This window comes from Sphingomonas rustica (genome assembly GCF_039652585.1).
Classification (GTDB): domain Bacteria; phylum Pseudomonadota; class Alphaproteobacteria; order Sphingomonadales; family Sphingomonadaceae; genus Sphingomonas; species Sphingomonas rustica.
Map to the genome: position 1 here is coordinate 403,545 of NZ_JBDIZK010000003.1, position 16,610 is coordinate 420,154.

General features: G+C 66.9%; 13 protein-coding genes. 8 read left to right on the plus strand and 5 right to left on the minus strand.

Annotated elements, in window-relative coordinates; genetic code table 11:
- Window positions 1–266: 266 nt before the first annotated feature.
- Complete coding sequence (locus TPR58_RS07560) at window positions 267–2,303, minus strand: S46 family peptidase (RefSeq protein WP_346246011.1); 2,037 nt, start codon at window positions 2,301–2,303, stop codon at window positions 267–269.
- Window positions 2,304–2,525: 222 nt separating this feature from the next.
- Between TPR58_RS07560 and rpiA the strand changes: the two genes are divergently transcribed.
- The 7 genes from rpiA to TPR58_RS07595 all read left to right on the plus strand — a co-directional run bounded on the left by rpiA (window position 2,526) and on the right by TPR58_RS07595 (window position 9,112).
- Window positions 2,526–3,254 (plus strand): ribose-5-phosphate isomerase RpiA, encoded by a 729-nt coding sequence (rpiA, locus tag TPR58_RS07565; protein WP_346246012.1) that lies wholly within the window; start codon window positions 2,526–2,528, stop codon window positions 3,252–3,254.
- Entirely contained in the window at window positions 3,244–5,319 is a 2,076-nt protein-coding gene (gene tkt, locus TPR58_RS07570) for a transketolase (RefSeq protein ID WP_346246013.1), read from the plus strand. The genes rpiA and tkt overlap by 11 nt, the downstream gene beginning before the upstream one ends.
- A gap of 66 nt (window positions 5,320–5,385) precedes the next feature.
- Window positions 5,386–6,372, plus strand: coding sequence for a phosphogluconate dehydrogenase (NAD(+)-dependent, decarboxylating) (gene gnd / locus TPR58_RS07575; protein ID WP_346246014.1), 987 nt, complete (start codon window positions 5,386–5,388; stop codon window positions 6,370–6,372).
- Between the two features lie 46 nt (window positions 6,373–6,418).
- A complete protein-coding gene (locus TPR58_RS07580; protein WP_346246015.1) occupies window positions 6,419–7,228 on the plus strand; it encodes a Cof-type HAD-IIB family hydrolase in 810 nt (269 codons plus the stop codon).
- Window positions 7,225–7,890 carry a ribulose-phosphate 3-epimerase gene (gene rpe / locus TPR58_RS07585; protein ID WP_346246016.1) on the plus strand — a complete coding sequence of 222 codons (666 nt, stop codon included), beginning with the start codon at window positions 7,225–7,227 and terminating at the stop codon, window positions 7,888–7,890. The genes TPR58_RS07580 and rpe overlap by 4 nt, the downstream gene beginning before the upstream one ends.
- Window positions 7,887–8,645, plus strand: a complete 759-nt coding sequence (locus tag TPR58_RS07590; protein WP_346246017.1) for an HAD-IIB family hydrolase — start codon at window positions 7,887–7,889, stop codon at window positions 8,643–8,645. The genes rpe and TPR58_RS07590 overlap by 4 nt, the downstream gene beginning before the upstream one ends.
- 143 nt (window positions 8,646–8,788) lie before the next feature.
- Complete coding sequence (locus tag TPR58_RS07595; RefSeq protein ID WP_346246018.1) at window positions 8,789–9,112, plus strand: hypothetical protein; 324 nt, start codon at window positions 8,789–8,791, stop codon at window positions 9,110–9,112.
- Window positions 9,113–9,191: 79 nt separating this feature from the next.
- Here the strand turns inward: TPR58_RS07595 and TPR58_RS07600 are convergent, their stop codons facing one another.
- Together TPR58_RS07600 and TPR58_RS07605 are read right to left on the minus strand one after the other, a co-directional pair.
- Window positions 9,192–10,121, minus strand: a complete 930-nt coding sequence (locus tag TPR58_RS07600; protein ID WP_346246019.1) for a LysR family transcriptional regulator — start codon at window positions 10,119–10,121, stop codon at window positions 9,192–9,194.
- 62 nt (window positions 10,122–10,183) lie between these two features.
- Window positions 10,184–10,966 (minus strand): FadR/GntR family transcriptional regulator, encoded by a 783-nt coding sequence (locus TPR58_RS07605; RefSeq protein WP_346246020.1) that lies wholly within the window; start codon window positions 10,964–10,966, stop codon window positions 10,184–10,186.
- Window positions 10,967–11,070: 104 nt separating this feature from the next.
- Between TPR58_RS07605 and manD the strand changes: the two genes are divergently transcribed.
- Entirely contained in the window at window positions 11,071–12,279 is a 1,209-nt protein-coding gene (gene manD, locus TPR58_RS07610) for a D-mannonate dehydratase ManD (RefSeq protein WP_346246021.1), read from the plus strand.
- A gap of 167 nt (window positions 12,280–12,446) precedes the next feature.
- Here the strand turns inward: manD and TPR58_RS07615 are convergent, their stop codons facing one another.
- Together TPR58_RS07615 and TPR58_RS07620 are read right to left on the minus strand one after the other, a co-directional pair.
- Entirely contained in the window at window positions 12,447–13,736 is a 1,290-nt protein-coding gene (locus TPR58_RS07615) for an MFS transporter (RefSeq protein WP_346246022.1), read from the minus strand.
- Between the two features lie 154 nt (window positions 13,737–13,890).
- Window positions 13,891–16,602, minus strand: coding sequence for a glycoside hydrolase family 2 TIM barrel-domain containing protein (locus TPR58_RS07620; protein ID WP_346246023.1), 2,712 nt, complete (start codon window positions 16,600–16,602; stop codon window positions 13,891–13,893).
- Window positions 16,603–16,610 lie beyond the last annotated feature (8 nt).

Sequence of the window (16,610 nt, forward strand, 5' to 3'; positions counted from 1 at the left end):
TCGCCCGGCGTCCCCGGTCCATGCGTCACAGGTTGATACCGAACCCCCTAAGGATATGGTTTACGGTCGGTTGACCGTACCGGCGGTCATCTTGGGCTTCGCAGTGGCGCGGCGCAGGCGGTGTTCCAGGGAGACGCCGGGAGGCGGGACTGGATGATGGTCGCAGTTGGGTGCGAGGCTTGTGCTCGCGCTGATCGCGATGACCGCTCGCCGAGGGCCGGGCGCCCGAACGAACCTTGATGATATTGTCCGCTGAGCATGGATTGTCAGGCGCCCAGTTCGTCCGCCAGCGCGGTCGCGCCATAGACCTTGCGCAGCGCCTCGCTCACCGCCGCGGCGGAGACCGACACGGCGCGGTTGGTCGCGGCGTCATAGCCATAATCGCCGCCCAGGCTGTGGATGTTGCCGTCGAACACCGCGCCGATCACCTCGCCCTTCGCATTGATCAGCGGCGAGCCCGAATTGCCGCCGATGATGTCGTTGGTGGTGCTGATGTTGAAGACCGTCTTCGGGTTCAGCCGGTCCTTCGCCGCGATCCAGCGCGGATCGAGCTTGAACGGGTCCTGGCCCGTTGCACGATCATATAGCCCGCCGAAATAGGTGAAGGGCGGCACGGTCTTGCCGCGCTCGTTCCAGCCGTCGATCCGGCCAAACGACAGGCGCAGGGTGAAGGTCGCGTCGGGATAGAGGCTGTCGCCATAGGCCTTGAACCGGGCCTGAGCGATTTGCTCGCCGGCCGCGACCGTCGGCCCGGTGACCGCCTCGTTCCAGGCGGACTGCAGCCGGCGCGCCTCGGGATCGATGCGGCGGACGAACCGGATCATCGGATCGTCCGACGCCGAGATCGCCGCAGCGCCGCCGTCCCATAGGTGCTTGCGATATGCCGGATCGCCCAGCCGCGATCCCGCCAGAGCGGCGGCCAGCGTCTCGGGGCTGTCCTTGCCGAGCAGCACTCTGGTCCGTGCACCGTCGGCGCCCAGATATTCGCGCGCCTTGGACAGCCAGAAGGCGAGGACCAGCCGCTCCATTTCCGGGGACACCGGCGTCGGGTCCAGCAGTTCCTTCTCGAGCAGCGCCAGCTGCGAATCGGCATATCCGGACATGCGCTTGCCGGACGGCTTGGCACGTTCGGCCCCGGCGCGAACCAGCGCGCGGGCATAATCGAACAGCGACGACTCCATCGGGCCGCCCGCGATATAGCTATAGTCCAGGTTCAGCGTATCCGCCTTGACCTGCGCATCGGCAATCTGCTGCCAGGGATCGTCGCTCAGGCCAGCGCGGGCGCGAAGCGCCGCCTCGTCCCCGCGCTTGCTGGCCATGAACCCGGCATCGTTCAGCGCGAACAGCCGCCCGTAATAGACCTTGTAGCTGTTCTCGATTCCGAACAGCAGGTCCTGCGCCAGCCTGCGATGTTCGTCGGATTCGCCGCTGAACTGGATCAGGCGCCCACGCAGCTCCGACAGCCGCACCAGTGCGAGCGGGAGCGTCCGGTCGCGCTGGCGTTCCAGCTGCGCGACGGTCAGCTGGCGATCGGTCCCGCCGGGATTTCCGGCGACGAACACCGCCTCGTCCGCGACCGGCGCCTCCGGGTTCCAGCGCAGATGTTGCGGCGTCGCGGCCGGCTTGCCGCCGTCATAGAGCCTCAGGAATGCGGCATCGAGCGCGTAGCGCGGGAAATTGAAATTGTCGGGATCGCCGCCGAAGAATGCGGTCGGGACGCCGGGCGAGAAGACCAGCCGGACATCGTCATATTTGCGATAGCGATACAGCTTGTACTGGCCGCCATGATAGAGGTCGACCACCTGGCAGCGAAGCGTCGTCGGCGACCCGGCGCAGCCTTTCTGCTCGATCGCGCCGATTGCGGCGGTGCGCGCCTCGATCAGCGCGGCCCCGGTCAGGCCGCTTCCGGCGCTTCGGACCTGCGCGGTGACGTCGTCGATGCCTTCCAGGATCTCGCCCTGCATGCCCGGGCATTTGCGCTCCTCCTCCACCCGCGCGGCAACTATCCCGTGCGTGTAGAGGTCGTTTCCCTTGGAGGAGAGATCCTGCGCGCATTCGGCGACGCAGTGATTGTTGGTCAGCACCAGCCCGCGGGCGCCCACGACCGAAGCCGAGCAGCCGCCGGACAGTCGCACCGCCGCGGCCCGCACCTTGTCGAGCCATGCCTTGTCGATCGTGGCGCCATATTCCGCCTTCACCTTCGCGGCGGGGAAATTGTCGAAGGTCCACATGCCCTCGTCGGCAAGGGCGGGGCTGGTGAGAAACGAAGCGGCAAGGAGGGCAACCAGGGGAGAAACTCGCATGACGTGCATTTCCGAATGATGGTCGAACGCACCAACCCCTACCATAGCGTGATATGATGTATCATTAAATCTTGGTGATGTTGCGGCAATGTTCTTCGCAGTCGGCAAGGCGCAGCAGCTGAAGCAGTGTCTGACGCTCCGGCGTTCCCGGAGGGCGCGGCTTGCGGAACTGCAATGACGTAGCCTCGTTTCTGGGTCATGGTCGACGCTGCGCCGGACGAGATGAAGAGGCGCGCCGCCGCCGCCGCGGTCGAAGCGGTGCGCGACCATATGGTGATCGGGCTGGGTACCGGATCGACCGCAGCCTTTGTCGTGGAGTTGCTGGCCCGTCGCGTCGCCGACGGGCTTGCCGTTAGCGCCGTTGCAACGTCGCGTGGTACGGAGGCTGCCGCTCGTGCACTCGGCATCCCGATCCTGCCCCTCGCCGGGCTGAGCCGGATCGACCTGTGTATTGACGGAGTCGACGAGATCGATCCAGAGCTGCGCGCGATCAAGGGCGGGGGCGGGGCGATGCTGATCGAAAAGATCGTCGCATCGATGGCAAAACGGAACATCGCCGTCGCCGATGCCAGCAAGCGCGTGCCGCGCCTGGGCGCGCGCCCGGTCCCGCTGGAGGTGCTGCCGGCGGCGCAGGCGTTCGTCGCCGCGCGCGTCGCCGATCTTGGCGCCTCCGCCGTCCTTCGCGGCGGGACCGGGGCGGCGTTCGTCACCGACGCCGGAAACGCCATCCTCGATTGCCGGTTCGGCCCCATCGCCGATCCCGCAGCCCTCGCAACTGCGCTCTCGGCGATCCCGGGCGTGTTCGGTCACGGCCTGTTCGTTACCGAGATTGACGGCCTGTACATCGCCGACGCGGCCGGCAACGTTGCCTTGGAAACCCGACCCGATTCCCGCAACTGCAAGCCACCGGCTCGCACCGCGACCCAGGAGTTTTCGACCCATGACCGATAGCGCCGACACCCTGCACGAGGACGGATCGCCCGAGCGGCTGGCGATCGACACGATCCGCACGCTGGCGATGGACGCAGTGCAAAAGGCCAATAGCGGGCATCCGGGTACCCCCATGGCGCTCGCCCCGGTCGCACACACGATCTGGACCCGGTTCCTGCGCTATGATCCCGCCGTGCCCGACTGGCCCAATCGCGATCGCTTCGTGCTGTCGGTCGGCCATGCCTCGATGCTGCTTTATGCCGTGCTGCACCTGGCCGGTGTGCGCGAGATCGACGCCGAGGGTCGCCCGACCGGGGCACCGGCGGTCAGCCTCGACGATATCCGCCAGTTTCGCCAGCTGTCGTCGAAGACGCCGGGCCATCCCGAATATCGCATGACCACCGGGGTCGAGACCACCACCGGCCCGCTCGGCCAAGGCTGCGGCAATTCGGTCGGGATGGCGATCGCCGAACGCGCGCTGGCCGCGCGTTACAATCGTGACGGCTTCGACCTGTTCGATCACGACATCTATGTCCTGTGCGGCGACGGCGACATGATGGAGGGCGTCTCGGGCGAGGCCGCTTCGGTCGCCGGTCACCTCAAGCTGTCGAACCTGTGCTGGATCTATGACAGCAATCGCATCTCGATCGAGGGCAGCACCGATCTCGCCTTCGACGAGGATGTCGGCAAGCGCTTCGAGGCTTATGGCTGGCAGGTCCTCCATGTCGACGATGCCAATGACACCGCCGCGCTGGTGGCGGCGCTCGAGAAATTCAAGGCGACCGACGATCGCCCGACCTTCATCGTCGTGCACTCGGTCATCGGCTGGGGCTCGCCGCGCGCCGGTTCGGAAAAGGCGCATGGCGAGGCGCTGGGCGAGGACAATGTGCGCGCGACCAAACGCGCCTATGGCTGGCCCGAGGATGCGCAGTTCCTGGTGCCCGACGGCGTCGCCGAGGCGTTCGGCGGGGCGGTGTCGGATCATGGACGCCCGGCACGAGAAGCCTGGGAGGCACTGTTCGAGCGCTACCGCCAGACGTTCCCCGATGAAGCCGCCGAGATCGACGATCTGCGGCACGGCAAGATCCGGGCGGGCTGGCAGGACGCCATCCCGACGTTCGATGCGGACGCCAAGGGCCTGGCCTCACGCGATAGCGGTGGCAAGGTGTTGAACGCGGTCGCGCCGCACATCCCCGCGCTGCTGGGCGGCGCCGCGGATCTGTCGCCCTCGACCAAGACCGATATCAAGGGTGCCGCGTCGTTCGAGCCGGGCGACTATGCCGGCAGGAACCTGCATTTCGGCGTGCGCGAGCATGCGATGGGGTCGATCGCCAACGGCATGGCGCTCAGTTATCTGCGACCCTACACCGGCACCTTTCTGGTTTTCGCCGACTATATGCGTGCGCCGATCCGGCTCGCGGCGATCATGGAGCTTCCGGTGGTCTTCGTGTTCACCCATGATTCGATCGGGGTGGGCGAGGACGGGCCGACGCACCAGCCGATCGAGCATCTCGCGACGTTGCGCGCAATCCCGGGGCTCGACACCATCCGTCCGGGCGATGCGAACGAGGTCGCAGTCGCGTGGAAGGTGGCGCTAGAACATACGCATGAGCCGACCGCACTGATCTTTTCCCGCCAGGCCATTCCGACGCTCGATCGCAACCGATATGCGTCCGCCGACGGACTGGCACAAGGCGGCTATATCCTCGGCGATGCCGAGGGCGGCGATCCGGAGATCATCCTGATCGGCACCGGATCCGAGTTGCCGATGGTCGTGGAGGCGCATGAGCGGCTGACCGCCCAGGGTGTCCGGTCGCGCGTCGTGTCGCTGCCCAGCTGGTATCTGTTCGAACAGCAGGACCGGGCCTATCGCGAGGCGGTGCTGCCGCCGGCGGTGACGACCCGCCTCGCGGTCGAGCAGGCCGGATCCTTCGGCTGGGATCGCTACGTCACCAGCGACGGCGCGACGATCACCATGTCGACCTTCGGCGCTTCCGCCCCGCTTGCCAAGCTGCAGGAAAAATATGGCTTCTCGGTCGATCATATCGTCGAACAGGCCCGCACCCTGCTGGATCGGGCGAAGTGACAGCCTGGCGGAACGTCGATCGTAAATGCCTTCTGACTCCGTGATTGAACGAAAGGAACTCTGCACATGCGTCTTGCCATGATCGGTCTCGGCCGAATGGGTGCCGGGATCGCGCGCCGGTTGATGGAACATGGCCATGAGATCGTCGGCTTCGATCATAATGCCGAAGCGGTCGACGCGCTGGCCGGTGACGGGGCGACACCGGCGACCTCGCTCGAGGATGTCGCGGCGAAGCTGCAAACGCCGCGCATCTTCTGGGTGATGCTGCCGGCAGGCGACCCGACCGAAAGCACGATCGAGGCACTGATGGCGATCGCCGATGCAGGCGACATCATCATCGATGGCGGCAACAGCTTCTACAAGGACGATATCCGGCGGGCGAAAGCCGCTCGCGAACGCAGCCTCCATTATGTCGATGTCGGCACTTCCGGCGGTGTCTGGGGGCTCAGCCGCGGCTTCTGCATGATGATCGGCGGGGACACGGAGACGGTCGATCGCCTCGACCCGATCTTCGAGGCGCTGGCGCCCGGCGTCGGCACCATCCCGCCGACGCCCAATCGCCTGAATCGCGAGGGCTGCGATACGCGCGCGGAGAAGGGCTATATCCACACCGGCGACGCCGGATCGGGCCATTTCGTTAAGATGGTGCACAACGGCATCGAATATGGCCTGATGCAGGCCTATGCCGAGGGCTTCGACGTGCTCAAGGGCAAGTCGTCGGACCGGCTGCCCGAAGACGAGCGCTTCGACCTGAACCTCACCGACATCGCCGAGGTCTGGCGGCGCGGGTCGGTGATCTCGTCCTGGCTGCTGGACCTGTCGGCCGATGCGCTGGCCAAGGACCAGATGCTCGATTCCTATAGCGGCAAGGTCGCGGATTCGGGGGAGGGCAGGTGGACGATCGACGCCGCCATGGAAGAGGCGGTGCCGGCCTATGTCCTCTCCGCTGCCTTGTTCGCGCGCTATCGCAGCCGGGTGGAGGGGACGTTCGGCGACAAGCTGCTCTCCGCGATGCGCTTCGGTTTCGGCGGGCATGTCGAGATGCCGCAATGAGCCTCGCGCCGGCTGCGTTCGCGACGCGCTGTGGGCGCGTGATCGCATGATCCCGCGCCTGTTGATCTCGGACATCGACGGTACGCTGGTGCGCCCCGACAAGAGCCTGAGCGCGCCGGTGATCGATGCCGTCGGCCGGCTCGTGGCGGCAGGCGTCCCGGTGTCGCTGATCAGCGCCCGTCCGCCCAGCGGGATGCTGTGGATCGCGGAGCGGCTGGGCCTCGCGACACCGATCGGCGCCTTCAACGGCGGCACGATCCTGCATCCCGACGGCCGGATCCTGTCCGCCGAGCATCTCGGCGCCGAAACCGTGACGCGGACGCTGGCGCTGATCGATCGGCCCGGGGTGATCCGATGGCTGTTCGCCCGGGGGCAATGGTATGCCGATCGGCTGGACGAGGATTTCACCCCACGCGAGCGGGTCTCGTCCAATCAGGAACCGGTGCTGTGCACCGACCTTGCCCGTTTTGCCGAGGAAACCGACAAGATCGTCGCCGTGTCGTCGGACCATGCGATGCTGGCGGGGCTCGAGGCGGAAGTTGCCGCTGCCCTCGGGATCCGTGCCACCGTCGCCCGGTCGCAGCCCTATTATCTCGACGTCACCGCAGTCGCAGCGAACAAGGGCGACGGTGTCGCCGCGCTCGCGGCCGAGCTGGCGGTTCCGCTGGATGCGGTCGCGGTGATCGGCGATCAGCGCAACGACCTGCCGATGTTCGCGCGGGCGGGGCTGTCGATCGCGATGGGGCAGGCGCCCGACGAGGTCCGGGCCGCGGCCGTGCAGATCACGGGCTCCAACGCGGAGGATGGCGTTGCGCAGGCGATCGACCATATCCTGATGCCGCTGGTCGCGGGATGAGCGGCGTCCTCATTGCGCCCTCGGTGCTTGCCGCCGATCTGGGCCATCTGGCCGACGAGGTGCGCAGCATCGACCGGGCGGGTGCCGACTGGATCCATGTCGATGTCATGGACGGCCGCTTCGTGCCGGAGATCAGCTTCGGTCCGGGCATGGTGCGCGCAATCCGCAAGGCGACGGAGAAGCCGCTCAACGTCCACCTGATGATCGTCGAGCCCGAACGGTCGCTCGCCGCCTATGTCGATGCCGGCGCCGACCATCTGCTGGTCCAGGCCGAGCCCGGCTCGACCGTCCATCTCCACCGGGTGCTCAGCCGGATCCGCGAGCTCGGCAAGCGGCCGGGCGTGGTGATCGACCCGGCGACCCCGATCGCCTGGATCGAGCATGTCCTGCATCTGGTCGACATCGTGATGGTGATGACGGTCAATCCCGGCTTTGGCGGACAGAAGTTCCTGCCCGAGATGCTGCCCAAGATCGCGGCGCTCCGGGCGCTGTGTGCAGGGCGGGGGCTTCACCCCCATATCGAGGTGGACGGCGGACAGGACGTCGATACGGCGCGCGCGGTCGTTGCCGCCGGTGCCGATGTGATCGTTGCCGGCACCGCAATCTTCGGCAGTGCCGACCGCGAACAGGCGATCGCCGACATCCGGAGTGCTGCGGCATGAAGCGGCTGATCGCCTTCGACCTCGACGGCACGCTGGCCGACAGCAAGCAGCCGCTGCAGCCGGATATGGCCGCGCTGCTCGCACGGATGCTCGACGTCGCCATGGTCGCGGTGATCTCGGGCGGGGACTGGCCGCAGTTCGAGACGCAACTCGTCGAGCGGCTCCCTCAGGGCGCCCGGCTGGACCGCCTGTTCGTCATGCCGACGACCGGAGCAAAGCTCTATCGCTTCATCGACGGGCGCTGGGCGCAGGTTTATGCCGAGACCTTCTCCGCCGAGGATCGCGACCGGATCATCGCTGCGGTGACGCAGGCTGTCGCGGATGCGGGGCTCGTTCCCGAGCATGTCTGGGGCGAACAGATCGAGGATCGCGGCAGTCAGATCACCTTTTCCGCGCTCGGCCAGCAGGCGCCGCTCGCCGAGAAGCAGGCCTGGGATCCGGACGTGGCTAAACGCAAGGCGCTCCAGCAGAAGCTGCTGGTCGCGTTGCCCGACGTGTCGGTCAGGATCGGCGGTTCGACCTCAATCGACATTACCGGCAAGGGCGTCGACAAGGCCTATGCCATTCAGCGACTCGTCGAGCATAGCGGCGTCGCGCGCGAGGCGATCCTGTTTCTGGGCGATGCGATCTATCCGGGCGGCAATGACGATCCCGTCCGGGCCGCGCGTATCGACACCGTCGCGGTTCGCGACCCGGCGGAGACCGCGAGCATCCTCGTGGCACTGACTGCGTGGCTGCAGGCCGGCCTTGAATAGGCACGTACTGAAATAATCGAATAATGCTATTTGGCCGAGTGTCGATGCCGCCGCAAATACCGCGATCTCGGGTGGAAGGCGGGACTGGCAACTTTCGGCGCCAGTGACGTGCGACGCGTTCTTCCGCGTGATAGGATCGCCTCATGCTTTATAAACGCGATCTTGCCGGGGCGATCGAGGTCGACGGCCAGACCTATGCGTGGGAGCTACAGCGCGAGCCGCAATGGTGTACAGCAGAGGGTTGGCGTGGAATGACTGTCGCGGTTTGGCTGGTCGGTGCCCAGCGGCAAGCGATACTGGAGTTTCCCATGCCTACGCGCACCACAAACGGCTCGCCTCAGCGTCAGCGCCCGAAGCTGAACGGCGCCGTCGCAATCAACGGAGTTCGCGCTGCTTTGGCGGCAGGGTGGGAACCAACCTCGCGAGGCAGGCCCGTCATTTTCATGGTCGATGCCAACGGCTGTTGATGGCGGATAGTTGGCGCTGACTGCCCTGCCATTCGGCATCACGCTACGGGATGATCTTTGCTGCCTTCGACCGTGCCCGTCAGCCGGCATCGTCCGTCACGGGTGCCGGAGGTTCCGGCATCGCCGCGCCGTGCAGTCGCTCGCGCAGCCAGGACAGGCCCCGGTCGGCGGCGCGCGCGCTGTGGAACTGCATCATTTCCTGCATCGCGGGCAACTCGAACGGGGCATCGTGGATCATCAGAGACAATTGCGGCGCCAGTTCGCGGGCAAGCCGCTCGTGCATCAGCGCAAGCCGGGTCGTTCCCGGCAGCATCCACGGGACCTGGGTGAAGGACGCGCAGATCACCTCGATGCGGCGCTGCTCGCCCTGGCCGCGCAGGAAGTTGTCGATGAAGGTCCCGTCGCGCGAGACGCTGACGACGACATGGCCGCTGTCGTAGAAGGTGTCGGCATCCAGCGGCCGTTGCAGCGCGGGATTGCCGGCGCACCCGACCACGACGAAGCGTTCCTCGAACACCAGTTCGCGGGGATGGTCGGGGCTGAGAAACTGTTCCGGGGAAATCAGGAGATCGATCTCGCCGTCGTCGAGCTGCTCGAGAATATCCGAGGTCGGCAGCGTGATCTCGATCTGGATGTCGGGCGCTTCGCGCTGGAGCCGCCGCAGCGCAGGGCCGAGCAGGACCGTGGTGATATAGTCGGATGCGACGATGCGGAAGCGACGACGCGACTGCGCCGGGTCGAAGCGCATGCCGCTGGCCAGGATACCGCGCAGGTTCAATACCGCCGCAGCGACATGCGGCGCCAGCGACAAGGCGCCGGGTGTCGGGACCATCCGCTTGCCGTGCTGGACCAGGATATCGTCGGCGAATGCCTCGCGCAGGCGCTTCAGGGCGGCGCTCATCGCCGACTGGGTGAGGTTCAGGCGCTCCGCAGCCCGGGTCACGCCGCGTTCCTCGACGAGCACGTCGAATGCGATCAGCAGATTGAGATCAAACTGGTCGAGCCGCATCCGCCACTTTCATCCGAAAAGCCGTGCCCCCTGCGGTCGTCGATCGCATGGTCCCGGCAACCCTATAAAGTCGCCGCGCGACCATAGCGGGCGCGGGTCGAGGCAACGCTGCGCCGCGCGATCTCCACCGCATCCTCCTCGGTCGCGAACAGGAGATGGTCGATCACCGAGGCGAGATGGGCACGCATCGCGGCGCGGGCCGCCGCCGGGTCGCGCGCGCGCAGCGCGTCGAGCACGGCGCTGTGCTCCGCGATCACCGGCTGGATATTGGCGGTGCGCGCCTTTTCCAGCAGCAGGGCGCAATCGGGCGAGGTCGAGCGCAGCCGCCACATTTCCTCGACCTGGTTGTGGATCACCGCGTTGCGGGTGGCGGCAGCGATCAGGCGGTGAAAGTCATGATCGGCATTGGTGCTGACGCCGGGCAGGCGGTTCTCATCGGCCATCTGCTTCACCAGCCGGTCGAGCTCGTCGAGTTCGTCGTCGCGGATATGTACCGCCGCCAGCGCCGCGGCCTCGCCTTCGACCAGCAGGCGCGCCTCCATCAGCTCGAACGCGGTGACGGTGAAGCCGGGGCGTTCCTGGCCGCTGGGCAGGGCGCGGACATAGGCGCCCGACCCGATGCGGACCTCGATCAGTCCCTGGACCTCCAGTGCGATCATCGCCTCTCGCACCGCCGGGCGGCTGACGCCGTGCTGGACCGACAATTCGCGCTCGGCCGGAAGGCGGTCGCCGATGGCGTAGCGACCCGCGACCAGATCCTCGAACAGGCGCCGGGCGAGCTTCTGGTACAGGCGGGTGGTGCCGCCTTCGGTCGCCGGCTCGTCGGTCTTCGTCGTCGCAACCATTTTTTGCCCCTGCCCGTAAATAGGTCTTACCAATTATCGAAAAATCGGCAAGAGAAGTGTAACACCATCTTGCACCGAGACTAGCGGCGAAGGGACCGGAATCCATGAAAATTCAAGCGGCACGCGTGATTGTCACCTGCCCGGGACGCAATTTCGTGACGCTCAAGATCGAAACCGATCAGGGCGTGTACGGCATTGGCGACGCGACCCTCAACGGGCGCGAGCTTGCCGTGGTGTCCTATCTGGAGGATCACGTCATTCCCTGCCTGATCGGCATGGATCCTCGGCGCATCGAGGATATCTGGCAGTATCTGTACCGCGGGGCCTATTGGCGGCGGGGGCCGGTGACGATGCGCGCGATCAGCGCGGTGGACACCGCCTTGTGGGACATCAAGGGCAAGATGGCGGGCATGCCGGTCTACGACCTGCTCGGCGGGCGCAGCCGCGACGGGATCATGGTCTATGGCCATGCCAATGGCGGCGACATCGAAGAGACGGTCGATGCGGTCGGCAGCTATATCGACATGGGATACAAGGCGATCCGTGCGCAGACCGGCGTGCCCGGCATCAAGGACGCCTATGGCGTCGGCCGCGGCAAGCTGTTCTACGAACCGGCCGACGCCGCCCTCCCGTCGGTGACGGGCTGGGACACGCGCAAGGCGTTGAACCATGTCCCGAAGCTGTTCGAGAAGCTGCGCGCGACCTATGGCTTCGATCACCATCTGCTGCATGACGGCCATCATCGCTACACGCCGCAGGAAGCCGCCAATCTCGGCAAGATGCTCGAACCCTATCAGCTGTTCTGGCTGGAGGACTGCACGCCGGCGGAAAACCAGGAGGCGTTCAAGCTGGTGCGCCAGCATACCGTGACGCCGCTGGCCGTCGGCGAGATCTTCAACACGATCTGGGACTGCAAGGACCTGATCCAGAACCAGCTGATCGATTTCATCCGCTGCACCGTGGTCGGCGCCGGGGGGATCACCCATCTGCGCCGCATCGCGGATCTGGCGGCGCTGTATCAGGTGCGTACCGGCAGCCATGGCGCGACCGACCTGTCGCCCGTCACGATGGGCGCCGCGCTGCACTTCGACACCTGGGTGCCGAATTTCGGCATCCAGGAATATATGCGCCACACCCCGGAAACCGACGAGGTGTTCCCGCACGACTATCGTTTCGAAGCGGGCGAGATGTTCGTCGGCGACACGCCGGGCCACGGCGTGGACATCGACGAGACGCTTGCCGCGAAATATCCCTACAAGCCTGCCTATCTGCCGGTCGCCCGGCTCGAGGACGGGACGATGTGGAACTGGTAAGGCCGCGGCACAGGCACTGCCGTCGCGCCGACGACGCAACAAGGCCCCGGAGACACATCGTCTCCGGGGCCTTGTTGCGTCGATGCGTAATCGTGTCGGCGGCGTCTGCCCTGGCAGGCCTGACAGGCCGGGGCCGCTACTGCTGACGGTGAACGGGCGGCCTGGCGCTATGCCGGGCGGACGACGCCGACTTTCCTGTCGCGCAGCAGCGTCCACAGGATCGCCGCGCCGGCGATGTCGAACAGGGCCAGGCAGACGAACAGCGGGTCATAGCCGATCGTGTCGGCAAGCGCGCCGATGATGAGCGAGAAGCTGAGACCGCCGATCCATGCCGCCGACCCGGCCATGCCGGTTGCGGTGGCGACGACCCGGCGGTCGAACAGGTCGGCCGACAGCGTCAGCAGCGCGCCCGACAGCATCTGGTGGGCGAATCCGCCGACGCAGAACAGCGCGATCGCCATGGCCGGGCTGCCGGCCAGGCCGATACAGGCGGGCCCGATCATGCACAGCGCGCCGGTGGTCATCACGATCTTGCGCGACGTCAGCAGCGAGACCTTGAACCGACGCATCAGCCATGGGGCGTAATAGCCGCCCAGGATCGATCCCGCGTCGGCGGCGAGGAACGGCAGCCAGGCAAAGGCCGCGATGGACTTGAGGTCCATGCCGCGGGCCTCGACCAGATAGAGCGGGATGAAGAAGCTGAACGTCTGCCATGCCGGTTCGGCAAGGAAGCGCGGGATCGCGATGCTCCAGAAATCGCGACGCATGATGACCGCGCGCCAGCCCAGCGGCGTATCGCCGTCCTGTGCGTCGGCTGCGGCATCCTCCCCGTCGCGTCCGCCCAGGATGTGCGCCCGTTCGGCATCGCCCAGCTTGGGATGATCGGCGGGACTGCGATAGCCCCAATACCAGAGTCCCGCCCAGGCGAAGCCGACGGCGCCGGTCACGAGAAAGGCGGACTGCCAGCCCCACATGGCGATGCAGAAGACGACGATCGGCGGGGCGATCATCGCACCGAGCGACGACCCGATATTGAACCAGCCGGTGGCCACCGTCCGCTCCACCGGCGGAAACCATTCGCCCACGACCTTGATCCCGGCCGGGATCGCCGCCGCTTCGGTCAGCCCGAGAAGGCCCCGGAAGAACGCGAAGCTGGGCCATCCGGTCGAAAAGGCGTGGCAGCAATTGGCCGCCGACCATCCGATCGCGAACATCGCGAAGCCCAGCCGCACGCCCATCCAGTCGAGTGCCAGGCCCGCGAGCGGCTGGGACACCGTATAGGCTGCCTGAAATGCCGCCACGACCCAGCTATATTGCTGGGTGCTCATGTCGAACGTGGTCTTCAGCGTCGGCGCCGCGACCGACAGGGAGGAGCGGGCGAGATAGTTCAGCACCGTGCCCAGGGTCACGAGGCTGATGATCCACCACCGAAGTCGGCCGAGACGCTGCGCAGGCATGGTTTGAGCTTTCGAAGGATGGCGTTGGCCGGGAGCGGATCGGGCAAGCGGCGATCGGCGGGTGTCGGGCGGTTCGTTCGGGGCCAGGGGCGCGTCGCCTGGCATCGACATCGGGTTCCGCCGCCGGTCCGGCTGCGGAACCGTCCTCAGTCGGTCAGCGCGCCGTCGGTTTCGCCGCAGGCACGACCTCGATCGCGGAGACCAGCGCGGGGCCGCCGACGGCGGTGAAGCGAAGCGACAGCTTGCCGCCGGTCACGCGCACCGGGAAGCTGCGGGTCACCGCGGTCATCGGGGCGCCCGCGGCCTGCGCGGGATTGAACTTCGCCAGCACGACGCGGCCGTTCGCCGCCACGTCGAAGCTGCGCGATGCCGCCTTGGCCGCATCGGGCTCGAACATGTGCAGCGTGACCGTCCACTGCCCGTCGGGCAGGGGAAGCTCATAGCCGAAATCGCCTTCGCGATAGGATCCGTAGAGTTCGGCATCCTGGGTCCCGCCGACGCCGCTTTCCGCGGGCTTGCCGCGCGCACCCATGCGCATCTCGGGCACGGTTCCGCCGACGAAGAAGGTGTCCGAACCGAACCGCGCGCCGGTTGATACCGTCATCCCGGTCAGGCTGCCGACGCGGATGTGCAGCCCGTCCGCCGCGTCCGGCGCCTGCCACACAATGGTGTCGGACTGCGGCTTGCCGCCGATCGTCGCCGTGGCCGTAACCGAATTCTCGCCCGGCTTCAGCGCCACTGCCGGCCAGACGCAGATGCGATCGGGGCAGGGGGCCGACCCGATGTCACGGCCGTTGACCGTCAGGCTGGCGGTGTCGGCGTTGCTATAGGCCCGCACGTCCGTCACCGGGTAGGCGCGATCGACATAGCGCCGGCCGTTGAGATGCAGGACGGGGGCGTCGGACCAGTTCGCCTTGTAGAAATAATAGGCGTCCTTGCGGGTCTTGCGATCATAGCTGACCAGACCCTTGTCGTTCAGGTCCATCGCCTCGCCCTCCTCGCGGCTGTCCGATGCGAAATCGAACATGTTCCAGAGCCAGGTCGCGCCCAGATAGTCCTGCTTCTTCAGGACTTTCCAGGTTTCCTCATGCACCCAGGACTGAAACTCCTCGGGATGCGGCCGGCCATTGGCGTTGACCGGCCCGCCCAGCGGATTGTCGGTATGCTGCGAAAAGGCGCCGCCGGCGCCATATTCGGTAAGCATGATCGCCCGGTCCGGATATCGGGCATGCAAGGTCCCGAGCGCGCCCGCGACGCCGCCGGGCTGTCCGTAATACCAGCCGAAATAGCGATTGAGCCCGATCAGGTCGGTGACGTCGTTGAGCACTTCCGCGCCGGGTCGCGACAGCGGCGAGGGCGTACCGTCGCAGCAATCGGCATAGGCGGTCGGTCGGCTGGGGTCTTCGGCGTGTGCCGCGGCGTTCAGCTCGACCAGCATCGATCGCGATTGGGCGTTGGGGCCCTTTCCGCCCTTGCGCAGCGCGTTGATCGCGGCGCCGATATCGATCTCGTTCCCGACCGACCAGATCATGATCGAGGGGTGATTATAGTTCTGGCGGATCAGCTCGAGCAGCTGGGCACGCGCATTGGCGACCAGCGCCGCAGTCGGCGGGCCGTCGACGATGGAGGACTGGTGCACGAACGGCAGTTCGGCCTTCACGACCATGCCCGCCTTGTCGGCTTCGTCGCTCCACTCCTGCGCATGCTGGTAATGGGCGTGACGGACGGTGTTCACCCCCATCTCGGCCATGATCGCCATGTCCTCGGCATGATCCTGCGGGCTGAGTGCCCAGCCCTTGCCCTGGCGGTCCTGATGGCGCGACGCGCCGTGCAGTCGGGTGGGCTTGCCGTTCAGGATGAAGCCTCTGGCCGGATCGAACGCGAAGGTGCGCACGCCCAGCGGCTGTTCCACGCGGTCGATCACCCGCCCCTTGTCGACCAGCTCGGCGACGACGCGGTAGAGATAGGGATCCTGCCGCCCCTGCCACAGCCTCGGCTGGGCGAGGGTCAGCGAACGACGCACTTCCAGCGTAGCGTTGGCGCCCAGCGTCGCCGGCGCGCTGTCGGTGGCCACCGGGGCGCCGCCCGCGTCGAGGATGCGGGTGTTGACCGTCAGCCGGCGCCGGCCCGGCCCCGCATTGCGCAACCGCGCCAGGACCGCGACGCTGGCGGCGGCATCCGTGACCTGCGGCGTGCTCAGATAGATGCCCGGGCCGCCATGATCGAGCGTGTCGAACTGCGCGGCATCGACCGTCAGCAGGGAGACCCCGCGATAGATCCCGCCATGGACGAAAAAGTCGCCGCCGAGCGGAATGACGTCGGCGGTGGCGCTGCCGGGTGCGGGCTTGCTGTTGTCCGCCTTGACGACGATCAGGTTGGGCGCTCCGGCGCGAAGCTGGTCGGTGATGTCGAACCGGAAGATCGAGAAGGCGCCGGCATGGCCGCCGACCCGAACCCCGTTGACCCAGACCTCGGCGACGGCGCCGACGCCGTCGAACTGGATCACCTGCCGCTGGCCCTTGTCGCGGGGCGGCGCGGTGAATGCCAGGCGGTACCAGCCCACGCCCTGCGCCAGATTGCTGTCGGCAGAGCGGGTCGGCTGATATTCGCCCAGGCGGTTCCAGCTGTGCGGCAGTGCGACCTGTTCCCAGCCGCTGTCGTCGAACGTCGGGTCGGTTACGCCTGTCGCATCCCCGCCGAAGCGGAAGCGCCAGCCCTCGGTCAGCGAGGTGACCTGGCGCGGCGCCTTGGCTTCCCGCACGGCCTCGACCCGGTCTCCGGGCGCGGCGGCCGCCGCCGGGATCGCGACCGCAGCGACGAGCGCCGTGGCGGCTGCGCCGCAAAGGCTGGCGTGTAGAATGCACATTCGACCTC

Coding starts and splice junctions, on each gene's coding strand:
- TPR58_RS07600 (WP_346246019.1), bottom strand. CDS start 10,121: ATGCGGCTCGACCAGTTTGATCTCAATCTGCTGATCGCATTCGACGTG.
- TPR58_RS07560 (WP_346246011.1), bottom strand. CDS start 2,303: ATGCGAGTTTCTCCCCTGGTTGCCCTCCTTGCCGCTTCGTTTCTCACC.
- TPR58_RS07615 (WP_346246022.1), bottom strand. CDS start 13,736: ATGCCTGCGCAGCGTCTCGGCCGACTTCGGTGGTGGATCATCAGCCTC.
- rpe (WP_346246016.1), top strand. CDS start 7,225: ATGAGCGGCGTCCTCATTGCGCCCTCGGTGCTTGCCGCCGATCTGGGC.
- TPR58_RS07595 (WP_346246018.1), top strand. CDS start 8,789: ATGCTTTATAAACGCGATCTTGCCGGGGCGATCGAGGTCGACGGCCAG.
- gnd (WP_346246014.1), top strand. CDS start 5,386: ATGCGTCTTGCCATGATCGGTCTCGGCCGAATGGGTGCCGGGATCGCG.
- manD (WP_346246021.1), top strand. CDS start 11,071: ATGAAAATTCAAGCGGCACGCGTGATTGTCACCTGCCCGGGACGCAAT.
- TPR58_RS07620 (WP_346246023.1), bottom strand. CDS start 16,602: ATGTGCATTCTACACGCCAGCCTTTGCGGCGCAGCCGCCACGGCGCTC.
- TPR58_RS07590 (WP_346246017.1), top strand. CDS start 7,887: ATGAAGCGGCTGATCGCCTTCGACCTCGACGGCACGCTGGCCGACAGC.
- TPR58_RS07580 (WP_346246015.1), top strand. CDS start 6,419: ATGATCCCGCGCCTGTTGATCTCGGACATCGACGGTACGCTGGTGCGC.
- rpiA (WP_346246012.1), top strand. CDS start 2,526: ATGAAGAGGCGCGCCGCCGCCGCCGCGGTCGAAGCGGTGCGCGACCAT.
- TPR58_RS07605 (WP_346246020.1), bottom strand. CDS start 10,966: ATGGTTGCGACGACGAAGACCGACGAGCCGGCGACCGAAGGCGGCACC.
- tkt (WP_346246013.1), top strand. CDS start 3,244: ATGACCGATAGCGCCGACACCCTGCACGAGGACGGATCGCCCGAGCGG.